The sequence below is a fragment of the Microbacterium sp. LMX7-1.2 genome (genome assembly GCF_040675935.1).
In the GTDB taxonomy this organism is placed as follows: domain Bacteria; phylum Actinomycetota; class Actinomycetes; order Actinomycetales; family Microbacteriaceae; genus Microbacterium.
Window position 1 is genome coordinate 2,814,757 of the sequence record NZ_JBEGIL010000001.1, and the last position, 17,937, is coordinate 2,832,693.

The following is a 17,937-nucleotide window of genomic DNA, read 5'->3' on the forward strand; positions in this document are numbered from 1 at the left end:
GCTGTCGGAATGGTCACCTCCTCGCGACGAACGGCCCGCACCCTGAACGCCGAGCAGGCGGCGAGTCGCGTCTGGGATCTCGTGGTGATCGGCGCAGGGAGCGCCGGTCTGGTCGGCGCCAAGACCGCCGCCCACCTCGGTGCGCGCGTGCTGATCGTGGAAGAGCACCGTTTCGGCGGCGAGTGCCTGCACACAGGCTGCGTTCCGTCGAAAGCGTTGATCGCGGCGGCCGACGCGGCACACTCGGCACTCGCGGGTGAGCGGCTCGGCGTCTCGGCCACCGTGCGCGTCGACTTCGCGGCGGTGATGTCGCACGTCCGCGGAGCCATCGACGAGATCGCGCCGGTTGACAGCCCGGACGCGCTCGCGAGCGCGGGGGTGTTCTCACTCCACGGCCGTGCGCGGTTCGCGTCGCCCCGCGCCGTCGTCGTGGACGGATGGACGATCCGCTTCCGCGACGCCCTCGTCGCGACGGGGAGCTCGCCGCGCCTGCCCGACGTGCCGGGGGTGGACGACGTGGACGTGTTGACGAACGAGACCTTCTGGGACCTCGACGAGCAGCCCGGGCGGCTGCTCGTGCACGGCGGCGGCGCCATCGGCTGCGAGATCGCGCAGGCCATGGCCAGGCTGGGCAGCGCCGTGACGCTCGTGCATCGCGGCGATCGTCTTCTCGAGAAGGAGGATCCGCAGGCGTCGTCGATCGTCCTCGAGGCGCTCAGGGCCGACGGGGTCGACGTGCGCCTCGGTGCGACGATCACGGGATTGGCGGGCGCCGCGTCGTCGACGGGACCGACCGTCGGCGGCGTCGCACTGTTGAGCGACGGCGCCGAGGTGGCGTTCGACCGCGTCCTCGCGGCGCTTGGGCGTCGGGTGGACACCTCCGGGCTCGGTCTCGACGCCGCGGGTGTGCGTCTGGGCGACAGCGGCGCGATCGAGGTCGACCGTACGATGCGCACGTCGAACCCGCGCATCCGGGCGGCCGGCGACGCGACCCCGCTGCCCCGCTTCACCCACACCGCGGGGATGTACGGCAGCGTCGCCGCCACGAACGCGGTGCTCGGGCTGCGTCGCACGATCGATGCGGATGCCGTGCCCCGCGTCACCTTCACCGCCCCCGAGGTCGCCGCGGTCGGAATCGCGCCCGCGGATGCCGCCGCTCGCGGCCTCCGCGTCGCCGTGCAGCCCCTCCGCGACGCCGACCGTGCGATCACCGACGGCCGGACCGAGGGGTACACCGCGATCGTGCTCGACCGGAGATCCCGCGTCTGGGGCGCCGTGGTCGTCGGACCGCGGGCGGGGGAGGCGCTCGCGGAGCTCACGGTGGCGACGAGGCTGCGCCTGACGGCCGGTGCCCTCGCAGGCACCATCCACGCCTATCCGACGTACTCCGATGCGGGCTGGAACGCGGTCGTCGCCGACACGCGGAACTCGCTGTCGGGCGGCGCGGTGGGTCTCGCGATCCGGCTGCTGCGCGTCATCCGCCGTCGGCGCGGCTGACGCATCCGCGGCATCCGTTGCCTGAGCGGATGCCTGCCCGCCTGATCAGCGCAGGCTGCGGTACCCCACGACGATCCGCTGCACCGCGCTCACGGACACGAACACGCACCACCCGATCGCGATCTGCCATGACCAGAACGGCAGGATCAGCCACACGGAATGCACGACGATCGTCTCGGTGCCCTCGGCGATCCGTCCGAGGAACGACAGCGAGCGTCCGTCGTCGATCGTGCGTCCGGTGCGCTCCGCGATCGAGGAGAACGCGAGGAAGGCCGTGCCGTTGACGTAGTAGGCGAAGAGCACGGCCAGGAACGGCCACCAGGGTGCGTCGAACTCCGACGTCGCCCCGATCGCGACACCCATCACGGTCGCGCCGTAGACCACGAAGTCGGCCGTGATGTCGAGGAAGCCGCCGGCCTCCGACCCGCGCGCATCGTCACCGGGGCCGCCCGCATCGGCACCGGGGCCGGCGAGAGCACGTCGCCGGCGTGCAAGGGTGCCGTCGAGGCCGTCGGCGATCCGGGACACGAGCCACAGCACCAGCGCCACCCACCAGAGGTGCAGCGCCGCGGCCACGGCTGACGCGACCCCGAGCACCAGCCCCAGCATCGTGATCCGGTCCGGGGTGACGCCGGGCCGGTCGATCGCAGCGGTGATCGCGTCGAGGGGGCGACTCAGCGCCGCGCGCACGGAACGATCAAGCACGGGGGTCCTCCCGCGATGCGCCGCCGTGGTGCTCTGCCTGTCGCCGTCGGAGCACTGCTGCGGCGATCACTCCGCCGAGCACCAGCGCCCCCAGCCCTGCGATCGCCACCCAGAACCCCGGTCCGAGCTCGACACCGAACGCGCCGAGGGCGACATAGGCGGCGGAGCCCGGGATGATGCCGAGAGCCGTCCCCGCGGCGTAATCGCGCGGGCGCACGGAGGTCAGTCCCGCGCCGTAGTTGATGAGCGTGAAGGGGATGATCGGCACGAGGCGTGCGCCCAGCACCGCAAGGAAGCCGCGGTCGGCGAGGACGGCGTCCACCCGTGCCACGCGCGCACCGGTGAGCTTCTCGACCGCCTCGCGCCCCAGCATCCTGCCGATCACGAAGGAGGCGGCGGAGCCGAGGAGTGCACCCACGTAGACCATGGCGAGCGCGGGCCAGAAGCCCCAGACCACACCCGCGGCGATCGTGAGGATGTTCTTCGGCACCGGGGTGAGCGTGATCGCCGCGTAGGCGAGCACGAACAGCGCGGCACCGCCGATCCCGAGGCCCTCCGCCCAGTCCCGTACGACCCCGACATCGCTCGGTGTGAGGAGGAACCCAACCGTTCCGGCGACGGCGACGAACAGGAGGAGGATGCCGAGACGGATCGCCGCCCGACGGCGACCCCGAGGGGCGACTCGATCTCGCTCGTCGTCAGCGTCCACGGCATCCCTCCGACCTCCTATAGCCTAATCCCGCGATGCGCCCGGCCCATCCCGAAACGAGGAACCCATGATCAGCACCGGACGTCGTCACCGTCGAGCGGTCGCCGCACTCGCCGGCATCGCGCTGCCGCTCGCGGCGCTCGCCGCATGCGCAGCCCCCTCGGGCGGGGAGGCCACCGCCGGCTATGACGATTGGGATGCCGTGCTCGCGGATGCGAAGGGGCAGACCGTGCAGCTCTGGATGTACGGCGGCGACGATCAGGGCAACGCCTACGTCGACGACGTGCTGGCTCCCGCGGTCGCCGAGTACGGGGTGACCCTGGAGCGGGTGCCCGTCACAGACACGGTCGACGCCCTGAACCGAGTGTTCACCGAGATGCAGGCGGGACGCGACGATGGCACGGTCGACCTCATCTGGGTCAACGGCGACAACTTCCGCACCGGCAAGGAGGCCGACGCCTGGCTGTGCGACTGGACCGGCCTGCTGCCGTCGATGGCCGCGACGGATCCCGACGATCCGCTCCTGCAGTCCGACTTCGGCACCCCGGTCGACGGGTGCGAGGCGCCGTGGCACAAGGCCCAGTTCACGTTGGCGTACAACGCCGAGGCGATCCCCGACCCGCCGACGACCGTCGAGGGCGTGCTGGAGTGGGCTGAGGCGAACCCCGGCCGATTCACCTACCCGGCACCGCCGGACTTCACGGGCTCGGTGTTCCTGCGTGAGGTCCTCGCGAGCGTGTCGGGCGGAGCGGACGAGGTTCCCGCGCAGTTCTCCGACGACGCTTACGACGAACTGACCCCCGCCCTGTACGAGCGCCTCGCAGACCTGGCCCCGAGCCTCTGGCGCGGCGGGGACACGTATCCGGCTGACGAGGCGGAACTCGGTCAGCTGTTCGCCGACCGCCAGATCGACATGACCATGACTTATGGTCCGGCCACCCTCACCGGACTCGTCGCCGACGGGACATATCCGCCCGGGACCACCGTCCTCCCGCTCGAGGACGGAACCGTGGGCAACGCGAGCTTCCTGGGCCTGCCGGCGAACTCCGACGCGATCGCCGGCGCGATGGTCGTCGCCGACGTCGCGCTCTCGGTCGAGCAGCAGGTCGAGAAGGCCAAGCCCGACGTCTGGGGGCAGTTCACCGTGCTCGATATCGACGCCCTCGGCGCAGACGACCGTGCGCTGTTCGACGCCCTGCCCGCTTCGCCGGTCGTGCCGGGGTACGAGGTGCTGTCCGAGAACGCGCACGGCGAGCTGGCCGCGGAGTGGGTGCCGGCACTCGACGAGGGCTGGCGGAAGAGCGTCCTCGCTCGATGAGCTTCGCACCGGTCACGCGACGGGGCGGGACGCGCCGCGAGCGGATGCGCAGTGCGCTCCTCGTCCTCCCCGCCGTCGCCGCCGCGGCGTTCGTCGTGGGCGGTGGGCTGGGCGCGACCGCGCTGCAGGCTCTCGGTCTCATGCCCGTGGCCGGCCCCGTCTCGCCGGGAGTGGGCGCGTTCACGGCGCATTCCGACGACCTGGTCGCGGCGATCTCCGTGTCGCTCGCGATCGCCACGACCGCGACGGTCATCGCGGTCGTGATCGGCACCGGTGCCGCGGTCGTGATCGCCGCGAGCAAGACCGGCAGGCGTCTCCTCGCGGGACTCGGCGCCACGGTGATCACGGTTCCGCATCTGATCGGCGCCGCCACCGTCGGGCTGCTGCTGTCGGATGCGGGGGTGTTGCCGCGACTGCTCGGGATCGCGCCGGAGGCGTGGCCGGCGTGGGTCGGCGGCCCGCTGTGGGGAGCGGTGATCGTGGAGTTCGCGTGGAAGGAGTCCGCGTTCGTCGCCCTCGTGGTCACGGGCACGCTCGCCACTCGCATCGCGACCTACGACGAGACCGCCGCTCTGCTCGGCGCCGGGCGGTGGAAGCGGTTCCGCCACGTGCTGCTTCCCTTGACCGCGCCGACGATCGTGATCTGCGCGACCGTCAGCTTCGTCTACGCGCTGGGATCGTACGAGGTGTCGTGGCTGCTCGGCCGCGCGTACCCCGAGCCGCTTCCGGTTCTCGCGGTGCGGCTGTTCCAGGGAGTCGCTCTGGACTCGCGTCCGGAGGCCGCGGCCGTCGCCCTCGTGACCAGCGTGATCGCCCTCGCCGTCGTCGGGCTCGCCTTCGCAGCCCTGCGCCGCACAGCGGTGTGGAGGTGACGACGTGACCTCTCCCGTCCTCGCGACTCCGCGCACCCTCAGCCGGGTGCTCCGGCTGGTCGCGACGGCCGCGCTCGTGCTGTGGTTCGCGATCCCGCTCCTGCCGCTGGCCCTGTGGGCGTTCGCCGACGCGTGGTCCTTCCCGTCGCCGCTCCCCACCGCCTGGGGCGTGCGGGGCGTCTCGGATGCGATCGGCTTCGGCATACTGCCTGCCTTCGGACGCTCGGTGCTGCTCGGCGTGGTGGTCGCGGCGATAGCGACGCCGCTGGGGGCCCTCGCCGCGCGTGCTCTGACGTTCGGCGCCGTGCCGTTCCCGCGTGTCGTGTCGGCGCTTCTGCTGGCGCCGATCGCACTCCCGCCCTTCGCCGCGGTGCTCGGGGTGAACGTCGTGCTGCTGCGCGCCTACGTCCCGCCGCTCGTCGGCGTCGTGCTGGTGCTCGTCGTGTTCGCACTGCCGTACACCGCTTTCGTGATGCGCGCGGCGTACGGTGCGTATAACCGGTCGTACGAGGAGGAGGCCCGTCTGCTCGGTGCGTCCCGCCTGCAGGTGCTGCGTCGGGTGCAGCTGCCCATGCTGGCTCCGGCGCTCGCGCGTGCGGCATTCCTCGCGTTCCTGGTGGCCTGGAGCGACTACATCGTCACGGTCATCGTCGGCGGTGGCGCGCTCGTCAGTCTGCCGCTCGTCGTCGCGGGAGCGGCGTCCGGACTGGGCAACGACGCTGCCGTCGCCGTGATGTCGCTCGCTTCGGTCGTCCCTCCGATCGCGCTGCTGCTCGCGGTGCTGGCCTTCGGCGGACGCCGCACGGCATCCGATCGCCGCGCAGCACGACGCCGCCGTCCTGCGCCCGGCCGCGCGAGATCCGATCCCGCTCCGGCATCCGATCCCGCTCCGGCACCCGAGCCCGCCCTCCTCCCACGGTCAGGATCCCCCTCATGAGCGCCGATCTCGAGGTCGGCCATCTCGACAAGCACTTTCCCGGGTCGCCGACGCCCGCGCTGCGTGACTTCTCCCTGACCGTCGCCGCGGGGACGTGCACGGCCGTCCTCGGGCCGAGCGGTTCGGGTAAGAGCACCCTGCTGCGGGTGGTCGCGGGGCTCGAGCGCGCGGATGCCGGTCACGTGCGGATCGACGGGCGGGACGTGGACGCAGTGGATGCCGAGCGGCGCGGCGTCGGTATGGTCTTCCAGCGGTCGCTGCTCTTCCCGCACCTGTCGGTGCGCGACAACGTCGCCTTCTCCGACACGATCCGAGGGGGCGGCAGAGCACGAGCGCGAGACCGTGCCGAGGAGTATCTCGACATGGTGCGATTGGGCGGTTTCGGTGATCGCGGTATCGACGAGCTGTCGGGCGGACAGGAGCAGCGCGTGGCGATCGCGCGGGCGCTCGCCGCACAGCCCGCGGTCCTCCTGCTCGACGAGCCGTTCAGCGCCCTCGATCCGGCGCTGCGGAGCGACATGCACGACCTGCTGGATGCGGTGCGGGCGCAGGTGGCGCCGACGATCGTGCTCGTCACGCACGATCGCGATGAGGCGGCGCGGGCTTCCGACCGGATCGCTCTGATCGAGGACGGCGTCCTGCTGCACGAGAGCGACGTCCACGGCGCCTATCGCCGGCCGCGGAGCCTTCGCGCCTCGACGTTGATGGGAGGCCGTAACGCCGTACCGGGTGAGGTGCGCGACGCGGTCCACCGGAGTGTTCTCGGGGCGGTGCCGGTGCCCGGTGCCGCCGACGGACCCGGTGTGCTGGTCGTGCGGCAGGAAGACGTCGCCGTGCAGGACTACCAGCCCGGCCGTGCAGCGGAAGCCGTCGGCTCCGAGGCACTCGTGCTGGAGGGCGTGGTCGAGACGGTGCGGGTCACGGGACCCCGCTCCGAGGTGGTGGTGAGGTGCGGAGACGCGCTGCTGCACGCGGAGGATGCGCCGACACGCTCGCGCCGCATCGGAGAGCGGGTGTCGGTCATGATCCCCGTGCGCGCGGTCCACGTCGTCTCGGAGTGACGCCGCGCAACTCCCTGTCGCGAACGGCTCGGCCGCGAAATACACCGTCGTGCGGGGTGCAGACGTGCGGGGTGCAGACCTGCGGGGTGCAGACCTGGCCGTCAGCTCGCCGCGGGCTGCGCCGCGCCGGTCGTCCGCACCGCGGTGAGACCGGCCGGCCGTGACACGACCTGCGGCTCGGCGCCGTCACGCAGCGACGGGAGGGGAAGGAGGCGCCGCAGTTCGACGTTCTCGATCGGGTCGAGCACCGAATGCTGCACGCAGGCGGGGACGAGACGTCCGTCCTCGGGGTGGGACATCGCGTACATGCACGCGCCGAGGCGCTCCTGCGTCTCCTTGAGCAGCGGGTCGTCGGCGACCACGCCGTTCTGCATCATCTCCCAGGCGGGGGCCACCTGCTCGGCATCCATGAAGTTGTGGATCACGAAGGTCTTGAACGACACTCTGCCCTTCCGCGCCTCGCGGACGAGACGGCGGAGTCCGCCCGCGCGACGGACGACCCGACGGCCGAGTCCGATCAGCGGCGGGATGTCGCCGGGGTGCGCGGCGATGGCCCTGATGACCTTCACGATGAGCGTCGACGTCGGGATGCCACCGAAGATCATGCCGCCGAAGTGCGCGAGGAAGCGGTCGCGCGCGGCGATGTCCTGGGGATCGTCGGGGTCGAGAAGCGGTGCGAAGCTGCCGCCCACGCGCACTCCCACCGTGGAGCGGTTGCACCGAGGGTCGCCGAACTGCGTCGCCTGCCACGGCAGCTTCTGACCGGCGCCGCGTTCGATGCGCTCCCAGACCGCGTCGATCGTGACCTCGCCGAAGTCCTCCCGCCAGCGGCGGTCATCGCCGATGAACGCGGCGGGCTGGAAGGACATCATGTCGAACGGCATGTCGAGCACGTCCCGAGTGACCTGTTCGACCTCGTCGACGTTCGACGGCGTGACCGTCATGTTGTGTGCGAGGTAGCTGCCGACGCCATGATCGCGCTTGAGGTCGATGAACATCTGCGCGAACTTCTCGCGGAAGGGGTTCAGCTCGGCTTCGCTCCGGGGTCGCACCGCGCCGCGGCGACCTCGCATGAGGGAGTCGAAGTGGGCGGCGAACGAGACCTTGTCGAAGCGGGGCTTGCCCTCGGCGTCGAGCACGAGGTCCAGCAGGTAGTCGTACTCGAAGTCGCCGTGCGTCATCGACATCGGTTCGCGCCCGGCGTCGCGCATGGCGAGGAGCGCCTGGGCGTGGTCTTCGGCGGGGAGGAGGCTGACCTCGCCGCCGATCAGCTGGGCGTGGGCGCGCGGGCCGCGCACCTGCCGGAGGTATGACATCTGGGAGGCGACGTTGTCGACCGTGTGATCGCCGTCGATCCTCACCTTGTTCGCATCGGCGGAGTGGTAGCAGGGCGAGCAGGTGAGGTTGCATTTGGGGAAGACGCCGTGGGTCCCCTCGCATCCGACCGCGCACCGGCCGAGCAGCTGGTTCGGGGTCTTCGCGTGCTCGGGCAGTTCCGCCCAGCGCAGGGCGAGAGCCCGCTTGGTCTCGGGGTGGATGGGCCTCGTGTCGAGTTCCCATTGCTTGAGCGTCGTTGCCAGTCCCATGGTGCCCTTTCCGGCCGACCGCTCGCGCAGCCGGCCCCGGGTTGTTCGGTGCCACGGTCCCGTCGGATTGGTCCCGTCGGATTGGTCCCGTCGTCCTATCCTGCTCCGCGAGTCGGTCCTTGGCGAGAGGCGGCGCTGATATCAGCTGAAGAGCACGATCGCGTAGGCGGCGAACAGCACGAGGTGGGTGGCCCCGTGGGTGGCCGTCACGCGCTTCGCGCTGAACGTCGCGACCGACAGCAGCAGTGTCACGCCGAGCATCAGCAGGTTCGCGGGTGACTCGGCGAGGATCACGGTCTGCCCGGTCAGCATCCCGATAACCAGCACGGCGGGGATCGTGAGGCCGACGGTCGACACGAGGGCTCCGTGACACAGGTTGTTCACGCGCTGGGCTTCGCCCGCGAGCGCCGCGCGCACGGCGGTGATCGATTCCGGGAGGAACACGATCGCGGCGATGAGCACGCCGGCCAGCGCCGGTGGGGCGCCGAGGCGTCCGAGTCCGTCGTCGAGCAGCGCCGCCATGTCGTGCGACAGGAGCACGATCGGCAGCACCGTCACGACGAGCAGCGCGAGGCGCACGAGCACCTCGGTGCGGTGGAGGGCGAGGGTCTCGCGGATTCCGATCGACGCGGGGGTGTGCGCTTCCGCTGCCGGGATCGCCTGTGGTGCCGGGGTCGCGCGTGCTGTCGGGATCGTGGCCACCTCGGTGAAGTCCTCGGCCTGCGCGCTCATCTGCCGGGCGAGGAAGAACGCGTAGATCCCGAGAGTGAGGATCACGACGGGGATCTCCTGCGCGAGCGTGTACGAGCCGCCGTCGCCGATGAGAGCCGGGAGGCCGAAGGCCAGCGTGACGAGCAGCACGAGCATCGCGAGGTACATCGACGTGCCGGTGCGGTTGTGCTCCAGTCCGCGGTGGCGGAGGCCGCCGAGGAGCAGTGCGAGTCCGATCACGAGGTTCATGATGATCATCGCGACGGCCATGACGGAGTCGCGGGCGATGGTCTGGTGCTCGCCGGGTCCGAGCATGACGGCCGAGATGAGGATCACCTCGATGAGCACGATCGACAGCGTGAGGACGAGCGATCCGTAGGGGTCGCCGAGTCGGTGGGCTAAGGCTTCGGCCTGTTTCACGACGCCGAACGCGCACACGAGGATCACGGCGATGATCGCGATGAGTCCGATCACGAGCGCCGGTGTCGGAGCGGGGGCCTCGAGCAGCGGGTGCGCCAACAGCAGGGCCCCGAAGGCGCCCCAGCCGAGCGCGATGCGCGCGGTGTCGGCGGGGCGGATGAGGCGCATGACGCCGTTGCGGTGATCGCTGGATGTGGTGCCTGTGCGGGCCTCGGGCGAGTTGTGATCGGCGGTGGGTGACATGGTCGCGCTCCTTCGAAGTGGGGCCGTCCCCGACTGAAGATGACGTCCGGGTCGTCCCGAGCGTCGCGCGGTGCTGGTGCACCGACTCTCACATCACTGGGTCCAGGATAGGCGACGAACCGGAACATCGGCTGTGCAGGTCGGAACGGGTTGAACGGGTCGGAACGGATCGGGACAGGTCGGAACGGATCGGGACAGGTCGGAACGGATCGGGACAGGTCGGAACGGATCGGGACAGGTCGGAACGGATCGGGACGGGTCATGACGCGCCGTGGCGCGTCGGGGTACGGATCGGCCCGCCGATCTCATCCAGCCCTGGCGAGCACGGCGGGTTGTCTCGTGGCACGTGGTTGCGGAGACGTCATCGGCGCGCTGAGCCGAGGCGCGCGCCATCGTCCTGTCGGATCCCACCAGGCCGGACCGCGGATCTCCGGGACGCCCTGGTCCATCCTGATCTCCCAGCCCGAGGAACCCAGGCTCCGATGATGCCACCAGCACAGCGGCACGCCGTTGTCGGTGTGGGTGGGTCCGCCGCGGGCGTGCTCTGTGACGTGATGGATCTCGCACCAGGACGCTGGAACGTGGCATCCCGGTATCAGGCACTCCCTGTCGCGGGCGATGATGGCCCGACGCTGGTGTGCGGTGAACACCCGATCGGTGGAGCTGATGCCGATGATGCGTCCGCCATCCATGGTCACCCGCTGGATCGTGCCTGTGCAGCCGATCTGTGCGGCGATGCTCACTGGAACCTGATTCTGCGCGCCGGTGACGCTCGCTCGCCCGGTCCCGGATGAGAGATCGGCGACGTCTACTGTCACGACGAGAGTCGGGGCCGCCCCGCCGAGAGAGGGCATGTCGTGGTGCCGTGCGGCGATGCCGATGGCGGCAGCGAGAGCATCGTGCCGCTTCTGCGCCGCAGTGCGGTCGTCGATCACCCGTCGCGGGTCGTCATTGAAGGGATCTCGTCCCGAGGTCGCAGTCTCAGGGACTGCGTCGGCGTCGGTATGTCCGCTTTCGTCGTCGGCGTCGTCCGGACTCTCACCGCCGGCAGCGGGCAGGAACCGCACTCCCGGTGGTGGAGGACCATCGCCCTTGGGATTGTTCTGGGCGTCGAGGACGAGCTCGAGCTGGGCCGCGACCTCGGGGGTCAGTGCGCCCGAGATCGACCGCAGCCCGTCGCGCATGCGTCCGATCGTGATGCCTCGGCGGCGCACAGCGTCGTCGCGGGGCTCATCGCCGTCGGGGTCGAGCAGTGTGGCGATTATCTCGGCGAGAAGGCGAAGGTCTTCGGGCATGGGCGCCGGACCCCGCGATGCGTCGCGGAGCGATTCGCCGGGGGAGTCGTCGTCGGCACCGGACTCGTCGTCGTCAGCGCCGGACTCGTCGTCGCGCACGCCACGCGCCGCCTCGGCGAGGCAGTCATCGGCGTCGAGCCGCTCATCGAGGCCGATCCGGTACGACACTTCCTCGATAGGCGCTGTCGCGGCGAGCAGTCCCGCTACGCCTACTGCGCCGCTCAGCAGCGCGTCCCGCAAGGCGGGCCATCGCGCCGGCAGCCGCTCGCCCGAAACGATGCTGATGTCGCGACGGCACGCATCGACCGCCTTGCTGACGCGCGTCGCGCCCGCCGTGTCGATCAACAGAGCGCGTCGCAGCAGCTCGTTCTCGGTGCGGCACCCCGCAGAATGCGGGAACTCGCTGTCACCCGATGCGACGGTCTCGACGATGACCGCCTCTGCGCGGCGGAACACGGCTCCCGCTGCCGCCAGCACCTCGATGCGCTCGCTGGGAGCAAGCCCGGCGAGCGCGTCGTCGGCCAGCACCCGATCGAGGTCGGAGACGACCTGATCGAGCAGGCGGCTGAGGTGCGATGTCATATCCCGATTCAACTCGGGGCCACCGACATTCAGAGCCGCACGGCCGCACTTTTTGCCCAGTTCAGAAGATATTCCGGAACTCGGTGGCGAGATCGCGGCATATCGCGAATTCGGCGACGGAGGAGCAGGTCCGGGCGTGCGGGAGAGTGCGCATGCGGGCCGGCGCGATGGTGTGCTCGGGTGCGGGTGCGGATGGCTGTGGGTGCGGGTGCAGATGCGGGCCGGCGCGATGGTGGGTGTGGGTGTGGGTGTGGGTGTGGGTGTGGGTGTGGGTGTGGGTGTGGGTGTGGGTGTGGGTGTGGGTGTGGGTGTGGGTGTGGGTGTGGGTGTGGGTGCGGGTCCGGACGCGGGTGCAGATGCGGCGCCAGTGCAGATTCGGGTGCAGGTGCAGGTGCGCGTGCAGGTGCGGGTGCGGGGATATACGGCCCCAGCGGGCGCGGCGTGTGCGTCCGGGCGTACGGCGCGGACGCGCACACGACAGGGCGGGCGTGCACAGGCCGGCACCGGCATCCGTCGCGCGTCTCGCCCACGGCATCCGCTCTGTCAACCCACTGTCGCGACGTCCGATCCCCGCGGAGGCTGGCCCCTTCGCACGAGACACGAGACACGAGACACGAGAATCACGACGCACGAGGAGGAACGCATCATGAAGGCACTGACCTGGCAGGGAACCCGCACCGTGACGGTAGAGGAGGTCCCCGACCCGGTGATCCAGCGACCGACGGATGCGATCGTGAGGATCACGTCGTCGGCGATCTGCGGATCCGACCTCCATCTGTACGAGCTGCTCGGACCGTTCCTCGACCGCGGCGACATCCTCGGGCACGAGCCGATGGGCGTCGTGGTCGAGGTGGGCGATGCGGTCACGACCCTCGCGGTCGGGGATCGCGTGGTCATCCCGTTCACGATCTCGTGCGGTGAGTGCTTCTTCTGCCGACAGGGGCTGCAGTCGCAGTGCGAGACGACGCAGGTGCGCGAGTACGGCAGCGGCGCGACGCTGTTCGGCTACACGAAGCTCTACGGTCAGGTCCCCGGTGGCCAGGCGGAGTATCTCCGCGTGCCGCTCGCGGACTACAACCACATCACGGTCGCCTCCGACCTGCCGGATGAGCGCTACCTGTTCCTCAGCGACATCCTGCCGACGGCCTGGCAGGGCGTCGAGTACGCGAACGTCCCCGATGGCGGGACGCTCGCCGTCATGGGGCTCGGACCGGTCGGACAGTTCGCGGCGCGCATCGGCGTGCACCGCGGATACCGCGTGCTCGCCGTCGATCCCGTCGTGGAACGCCGCGAGATGGCGGCCCGCCACGGCGTGGAGGCCTTCGACCTGACGGATGATGTCGTCGCGGAACTGCGCGACCTCACCGAAGGTCGGGGAGCGGATGCCGTGGTCGACGCGGTCGGCATGGAGGCGCACGGCAATCCCGGGGTGGGAGTGGTGCAGCGCGCGGTGGGGATGCTGCCGGACCCGCTCGCCCGTCAGCTCATGGACAAGGCCGGGATCGACCGTCTCGCGGCCCTGCACGCGTCGATCGACGTCGCCCGGCGCGGCGGCACGGTGTCGTTGAGCGGCGTGTACGCGGGCGACGCCGACCTCATGCCCATGAAGACCATGTTCGACAAGCAGCTCAGTCTGCGGATGGGCCAGTGCAACGTGAAGCGGTGGATCGACGACCTCATGCCGCTCGTCGAGGACCTCTCCGATCCGCTCGGCGTCATGGATCTGGTGACCCACGACGCCCCGCTCGAGGAGGCGCCGGGACTCTACGAGACCTTCCAGCGCAAGGAGGACGGCTGCATCAAGGTCGTGCTGCATCCCTCCGCGGTGTGACCGCAGACCGGGTCCACGGCTGCGCGGAGGGGCGCGTCACTCGGCGCGACCCTCCGCGAGGTACGCCAGCCGGTGCAGGGTCTCGCCGTTGCGCCAGCGCAGCAACGGGGTCGTGACCAACCCCGGCAGCAACGCACCCGGGCCTGACACAGGCTTTTCGTCGATGCGCACCATGCACCGGTGCCCGTAGGAGCGCACGCGCAGCGTGACGCGGGCCTCTCCGATGGGCCAGCCGCGCGCCCGCATCACCATGCGGTTCGGCGGCGACCAGTCCTCGACCACGGTGGTGTCGTCGAGCAGGAACGGCCAGACGCCCACCGAGTGGTGCAGTTCCGCGCCGCGCTGCGGCCAGGCCTCGTCGACGTCGCGCATGCGCGACGCGCCGACCACCCAGGCCGGGTACAGCCAGGCGTCGCCCAGCACCCGGAACACATCGTCCGGAAGACAGTTCATGATGCGGACGTTCTTCGCCATGACGGGCTCCCTTCGTCTCTCGCATGCTCGTCCGGGATGCCGGTCGCACCCAGGGGGTTGACGTGCGGGGCGAGGATCGTCAGCAACCTGGCTGCCACACGAAGCGCGCGTGTCAAGGGGGACTCGCGCGGGCCCGATCGGAGGGATGCTGTACACCCACCCACCCACCGACGAGAGGAGCACGCATGTCGGACACCGGTTCCGCCGACGAGACGCCGATGATCCCCGAGGAGCTCGTCCCGCGACAGACGTCGGACGACCCGGTCGCGAACGATCCTGATGCCGCCGGCGTCGCGAACGACGAGGGCGAGGCCGGTCACGGCCACCCCGACCACCGCCGCGGCCAGGACGAGGACGACGACAGGATCGACCTGAACGACCTCGCCTGACAGGGTCCGTCTGACCGGCCCCGTCTGAACGACCTGGCCTGAACGACCTCGCCTGACCGGCCTCGCCTGAACGGCGCAGAGACTGCCGACCGCTCCCTCGCGGTCGGCCCACGGCGCCCGCCGCTCGGATTCCCCTTCCGCGTGCGGTGGGCGTCGCTCGCGTCCGACATTGCACCCCGCATCCGATCCCGGTCCGGCATCCGCCCGGCATCGCACTCCGCATCCGATCCCGGCTGGCACCGCACCCGGCATCGGATCCCGCGGCCGGATTCAGTCGCGGCCCGACGTGTCGGTCCCCTCGGGCAGCGACTCGGTGGGCACGATCACGATCTCCTGCACCTTCCAGTCGAGATCCGTGATGCGCTCCTCGAGGTCCGTGATCTCGTCGAGCGACACGCGTCCCCGGCGCGGCACCACGAACGCCTCGATGTGGAACACCTGCCCCTGATCCCGCATCCTCACCGACGCCTCCTTGACCCACGGGCGCGAGCGCATGGTCGACAGGATGTCGCCGGCCAGCGGATGCGGCTCGCTGCTGTCGAATGTGCGCGCACGCTGGTCCATGAGATCGATCACGGCGGTCTTGGTGTTCTTCACCCCGTCCCAGATGATGCCGAGGGAGATGAAGAGCGCGGCTGCGCCGTCGAGCCACCACAGGCCGATGCCCACTCCCAGCACGCCGACGATCGACGCGACCGTCGTCTGCCAGTCCGCCTTCGCCATGTCGGCGTCGGCGTACAGCAGCTTGTTGTGCAGCACGGGCGCGAGCTTCGACTTCGCCGGTCCGTAGAAGAACACCGGGCCCACGATCACGACCGCCATGACGGCGACCATGAGCCACCCGAGCCACACCGTCTGGCCGAACAGCACGACCGTCCCGATCGTCGGATGCTCGGCCGTGACGAGTCCGACGACGGCTTCGCGGGCGAGGTTGAGGCCCACGGCGAGCAGCGCGACGCCGGCGACGAGATGTCCGACGCCCATGGCACGATGCAGACCGTAGGGATGCTTCACGGTCGGTCGACGACGTACGAAGATCAGCGCCGTGAGGAAGGCGATCTGCGGGACGAGCGAGAGCATGTCCTCGATCCACGCCGTCCGCATGGCCTGGGAGTTGCCGACGACGAGCGCGATCACGGCGATCGTCACGGCGGTGTAGACGATCGTGAACCACTCCCAGCGGACCGCCTTGCGCAGAGCGGTCTGCTGCTCCTCCGGCAGCTCGGTGCGGCCGATGCGGCCGATGCGGCTCACGATCCGACCTCGTCGTCGAGGTGCCGCTCGAGCGCGCCGAGGAACGCGTTCTCGCCCAGGGGCACGAGAAGGACGATCGATCGTCCGTCCGCCCCGTCGATCCCGGGGTAGCCGCGGGTGACGCCCGCCCGGTCGACCCAGAGGGTCTGATCGGTCATCCCGCCGACCACGAGGTCGAGGTCGCCGCGTTCCAGCATCCCGACGAGCGTCTCCTCCGAGGCCTCGGTCCATTCGACGTCGGCGTCGAGGTCGTCCGCGAAGCCTTCGACCAGGGTGGGCAGACTGCCGGTCGGCTCGTCCGACGTCCCGCCGGAGATGAGTCCGGGATCGGCGGACCAGCCCACGCGCAGCTCGCCGTGCGTGACGCTCTCGAGCGTGCCGTCGGGGTCCGCGGGTACGGTGAGGCCGCAGCCGGACAGCCCGAGCGCGAATGCGAGCGCCGTCCCGGCGACCGCCACGGATCGCATCGTTCTCATGACGCGATGGTCCGGCGGGGCGAGCACACGTCGCAATGCTGTTGACGCGCACCTCGGCGAACGCTAGCGAGGGCTGCGAGGAGCGGCCGCGGGCAGAGTGCGCACCCGCCCGCTACGGTAGGGCACATGGCACCGGCCCTCCGCACCTTCGGGCGCATCCTCGCGCGGCACTGGCCCGCGCTGATGGCGTGGTACCTGGGCGGCGAGGCCATGCACCGCCTGCTCATCGAGCTCGCGGGGTTCGTGGGCGGCCACACCACGCTCGGAGGTCTGCTGCTGCTGCCGCTCGCGGTGGCCGCCCGGCTCGTCTCGTACGTCGCGATGTACCTGACGGTGCGCCCATCGCTGCCGCACAGCCGGCGAGAGGACGCCGGCGGCCCGCGGGAGTTCGCCTCGGCCACGCTCGCCGCGATCCTGCCGTTCTTCGCTTTCTACACCGCGTGGGGGATGCTGGACGCGGATCAGATCGACTTCTTCCGCGTCGCGAGCGCCATCGCCCTCGCCGACTCCGGTTACCAGCTCGACCAGGTGGGGGACCGGGGCGGCCTGATCGCGGTCGGCGCGCTGCCGGTCGCGGTGCTCGTGATCGCGCTCGCCGCCCGCCTCGTCTACATGCGTCTCGCGCCGCGACTGCCGCGCTGGAGCGTCGTGCTGGCGGTGTACGCGGAGGTGCTGTGGACCTTCATGCTCTTCACGCTCGTCGCCCGCTGGTGGAGCGGCATCCTCGACTGGATCGGGCAGCGCGAGGTCGTCGGGTGGCTGCAGGTCTTCGGCGACTGGTTCGCCGTGAACCTCGCCCTCGTCGCGGTCGTCTGGGAGGTCGCGACCTGGATCGTCGGCATCGTGATCGCCGCGGTCATCGTGCCGGCGGCGTGGCTCACGGTCGCCGGGGTCGTGTTCGGCACGACGTTCGACTCCACGCCGTCCTTCGCCCGCTGGGGTGGGGGAGCGATGCGCGGTGCGCTCGCGAGCGTCGCGCGCACGATCGTCCTGCGACTCGAAGGGCTGTGGGCGGCGGTCGCGGTGATCTGGCGCGGCGGCCCGCTGCTGTTCGGAGCGTACGCGGTCGCATACGCGGCATGGGCGTGGGCGGAGCAGTCCGGCACCAGGGGAGTGCTGCTGGTGATCGGCGGGCACGAGAACGCGTTCTGGGCGGGCGTGTACCCGCTGGTGGTCGTGGCGGTCGGCGCGATCGCCGAGCCGGTGCGCGTGGCGATCGTGGCCACCGCCTATGACAGCGTCATCGCGCGTCCGCAGGCCGGGCTCGACACCCGCCCCTCAGGGCTCGACGACTCAGGGATCGACGGCTCAGGGCTCGACGGTGAACCGGGCGGTCACATCGTCGCCGCCCTCCAGGTCGAGTCGAAACGGACCCTCGACGTCGTCGGGGAGCAGGAACACCAGCAGGACGCGGTACGGCGAGGACTCCGCGACGCATGACGACTCGCCCTCGCCGGAGGGCACGTCGAGTCCGGACCGCGAGCTGAGCCAGGTGCGCGACGACGAGGGGTCGGTGAGCGTCGCCGGTCCGCACAGCGCGGCATCCGTCCCGCCGCTCGATCGGAGACGGATGCTGA

Annotated in this window: 16 protein-coding genes; 8 read left to right on the top strand and 8 right to left on the bottom strand. The window is 70.7% G+C overall.

The window, feature by feature from the left end; genetic code table 11:
* Positions 1–9 precede the first annotated feature (9 nt).
* Positions 10–1,497, top strand: coding sequence for a dihydrolipoyl dehydrogenase family protein (locus MRBLMX7_RS13790; protein WP_363369305.1), 1,488 nt, complete (start codon positions 10–12; stop codon positions 1,495–1,497).
* Positions 1,498–1,542: 45 nt separating this feature from the next.
* Here MRBLMX7_RS13790 and MRBLMX7_RS13795 read toward each other — a convergent pair whose 3' ends face one another.
* Together MRBLMX7_RS13795 and MRBLMX7_RS13800 are read right to left on the bottom strand one after the other, a co-directional pair.
* Positions 1,543–2,202, bottom strand: coding sequence for a CDP-alcohol phosphatidyltransferase family protein (locus tag MRBLMX7_RS13795; RefSeq protein WP_363369307.1), 660 nt, complete (start codon positions 2,200–2,202; stop codon positions 1,543–1,545).
* A complete protein-coding gene (locus MRBLMX7_RS13800) occupies positions 2,195–2,911 on the bottom strand; it encodes a TVP38/TMEM64 family protein (RefSeq protein WP_363369309.1) in 717 nt (238 codons plus the stop codon). The genes MRBLMX7_RS13795 and MRBLMX7_RS13800 overlap by 8 nt, the downstream gene beginning before the upstream one ends.
* Positions 2,912–2,978: 67 nt before the next feature.
* Between MRBLMX7_RS13800 and MRBLMX7_RS13805 the strand changes: the two genes are divergently transcribed.
* Genes MRBLMX7_RS13805 through MRBLMX7_RS13820 form a run of 4 tightly spaced genes read left to right on the top strand, consistent with a single transcriptional unit; the run spans position 2,979 to position 7,099 of the window.
* Positions 2,979–4,229, top strand: coding sequence for an ABC transporter substrate-binding protein (locus MRBLMX7_RS13805; RefSeq protein WP_363369311.1), 1,251 nt, complete (start codon positions 2,979–2,981; stop codon positions 4,227–4,229).
* Positions 4,226–5,101 carry an ABC transporter permease gene (locus MRBLMX7_RS13810; protein WP_363369312.1) on the top strand — a complete coding sequence of 292 codons (876 nt, stop codon included), beginning with the start codon at positions 4,226–4,228 and terminating at the stop codon, positions 5,099–5,101. Before MRBLMX7_RS13805 ends, MRBLMX7_RS13810 begins: the two co-directional genes overlap by 4 nt.
* Before the next feature lie 4 nt (positions 5,102–5,105).
* Entirely contained in the window at positions 5,106–6,038 is a 933-nt protein-coding gene (locus MRBLMX7_RS13815) for an ABC transporter permease (protein ID WP_363369313.1), read from the top strand.
* A complete protein-coding gene (locus tag MRBLMX7_RS13820; RefSeq protein WP_363369314.1) occupies positions 6,035–7,099 on the top strand; it encodes an ABC transporter ATP-binding protein in 1,065 nt (354 codons plus the stop codon). The genes MRBLMX7_RS13815 and MRBLMX7_RS13820 overlap by 4 nt, the downstream gene beginning before the upstream one ends.
* 101 nt (positions 7,100–7,200) lie before the next feature.
* Here MRBLMX7_RS13820 and MRBLMX7_RS13825 read toward each other — a convergent pair whose 3' ends face one another.
* The 3 genes from MRBLMX7_RS13825 to MRBLMX7_RS13835 form a co-directional block, all read right to left on the bottom strand.
* Complete coding sequence (locus MRBLMX7_RS13825; protein ID WP_363369315.1) at positions 7,201–8,685, bottom strand: hypothetical protein; 1,485 nt, start codon at positions 8,683–8,685, stop codon at positions 7,201–7,203.
* A gap of 141 nt (positions 8,686–8,826) precedes the next feature.
* Entirely contained in the window at positions 8,827–9,984 is a 1,158-nt protein-coding gene (locus MRBLMX7_RS13830; protein WP_363370942.1) for a calcium:proton antiporter, read from the bottom strand.
* Between the two features lie 380 nt (positions 9,985–10,364).
* Positions 10,365–11,936 (bottom strand): HNH endonuclease signature motif containing protein, encoded by a 1,572-nt coding sequence (locus MRBLMX7_RS13835; protein ID WP_363369316.1) that lies wholly within the window; start codon positions 11,934–11,936, stop codon positions 10,365–10,367.
* Positions 11,937–12,582: 646 nt separating this feature from the next.
* On the opposite strand from MRBLMX7_RS13835, the gene MRBLMX7_RS13840 reads away from it, so the two are divergent.
* Positions 12,583–13,767 carry a zinc-dependent alcohol dehydrogenase gene (locus MRBLMX7_RS13840; protein WP_363369318.1) on the top strand — a complete coding sequence of 395 codons (1,185 nt, stop codon included), beginning with the start codon at positions 12,583–12,585 and terminating at the stop codon, positions 13,765–13,767.
* Between the two features lie 36 nt (positions 13,768–13,803).
* Here the strand turns inward: MRBLMX7_RS13840 and MRBLMX7_RS13845 are convergent, their stop codons facing one another.
* Positions 13,804–14,241, bottom strand: coding sequence for an SRPBCC family protein (locus MRBLMX7_RS13845; protein WP_363369319.1), 438 nt, complete (start codon positions 14,239–14,241; stop codon positions 13,804–13,806).
* Positions 14,242–14,426: 185 nt separating this feature from the next.
* Between MRBLMX7_RS13845 and MRBLMX7_RS13850 the strand changes: the two genes are divergently transcribed.
* Entirely contained in the window at positions 14,427–14,630 is a 204-nt protein-coding gene (locus MRBLMX7_RS13850; RefSeq protein ID WP_363369321.1) for a hypothetical protein, read from the top strand.
* A gap of 270 nt (positions 14,631–14,900) precedes the next feature.
* Here the strand turns inward: MRBLMX7_RS13850 and MRBLMX7_RS13855 are convergent, their stop codons facing one another.
* Positions 14,901–15,884 carry a cation diffusion facilitator family transporter gene (locus tag MRBLMX7_RS13855; protein ID WP_363369323.1) on the bottom strand — a complete coding sequence of 328 codons (984 nt, stop codon included), beginning with the start codon at positions 15,882–15,884 and terminating at the stop codon, positions 14,901–14,903.
* A complete protein-coding gene (locus tag MRBLMX7_RS13860; RefSeq protein ID WP_363369325.1) occupies positions 15,881–16,360 on the bottom strand; it encodes a hypothetical protein in 480 nt (159 codons plus the stop codon). Before MRBLMX7_RS13860 ends, MRBLMX7_RS13855 begins: the two co-directional genes overlap by 4 nt.
* A 126-nt stretch (positions 16,361–16,486) precedes the next feature.
* Here MRBLMX7_RS13860 and MRBLMX7_RS13865 point away from each other — a divergent pair, with 126 nt between their 5' ends.
* A complete protein-coding gene (locus MRBLMX7_RS13865) occupies positions 16,487–17,800 on the top strand; it encodes a hypothetical protein (RefSeq protein WP_363369327.1) in 1,314 nt (437 codons plus the stop codon).
* Positions 17,801–17,937 lie beyond the last annotated feature (137 nt).